General features: G+C 74.4%; 1 protein-coding gene. It reads right to left on the bottom strand.

The features are described 5' to 3' along the window. Nucleotides 1-49 precede the first annotated feature (49 nt). The coding region (locus E1211_RS32145; RefSeq protein WP_165947392.1) for a molybdopterin-dependent oxidoreductase at nt 50-987 on the bottom strand (938 nt) is incomplete at its 5' end.

Here is a 987-nt window from a genome sequence, read left to right as displayed (position 1 = left end):
CACCCAACGTCGGGTCGCCTGACCCGGCCCCGACCCTGCCGCGGAGGGGTCAGCGGACGGTCACCCGGACGGTGTGCCAGCCGCTGGCCCCGTCCGGGACGACGTCCTGCCGGCGTTCCGTCTGCGTCTCCCCGGTGGCGTCCGTGGCCCGTACCTGGAGCCGGTGCTCGCCCGGGGTGGCCGCCCACCGCCATGACCACTGCACCCAGGTGTCCACCGAGACCGTGGGGGCCAGCTCCGCCTCCTGCCAGGGGCCGTCGTCCACGCGCACCTCGACCCGGCGGATCCCGCGGTGCTGCGCCCAGGCCACCCCGGCCACCGTCACCGGGCCGACGGTCAGCCGGTTGCGCGGGCGCGGCGTGTCGATCCGGGACTGGGTCTTGATCGGCCCCTGCGGTGACCAGCCCCGGGGCACCCAGTACGCGTCGAAGTCCGCGAAGCTGGTCAGCTCGAGTTCGGTCACCCACTTGCAGGCCGACACGTAGCCGTAGAGGCCCGGCACGACCATCCGGACGGGAAAGCCGTGCTCCACGGGCAGCGGCTCGCCGTTCATCCCCACCGCGAGCAGCGCGTCCCGCCCGTCGCGCAGCACCGCCGTCGGGGTGCCGCAGGTCCAGCCGTCGACCGACCGCCCGACCACCTGGTCGGCGCCCTCGTCCGGCTCGACCTCGTCGAGCAGCTCCCGGATCGGTACGCCGAGCCACCGCGCGTTGCCGATCAGGTCGCCGCCGACCTCGTTGGAGACGCAGGCGAGGGTGACGTACCGCTCCACCAGCGGCCGGGCGAGCAGGTCGGCGAAGCTCAGCGTGATCGGGTTGCGGACCCGGCCGTGGATGCGCAACTGCCAGGTCTCCGGGTCGACCTGGGGCACCACCAGCGCGGTGTCGATGCGGTAGAAACCGAAGTTCGAGCTGACGTACGGGGCGAGCTGGGTCAGGGACAGGTCGGCTCCGGCGGGCACCGCCGGGGCGGGGGACGCCGGGGCGG

This window comes from Micromonospora sp. 15K316, assembly GCF_004348525.1.
Taxonomy (GTDB): Bacteria; Actinomycetota; Actinomycetes; order Mycobacteriales; family Micromonosporaceae; genus Micromonospora.
This window is presented reverse-complemented; position numbering and strand designations above follow the sequence as displayed.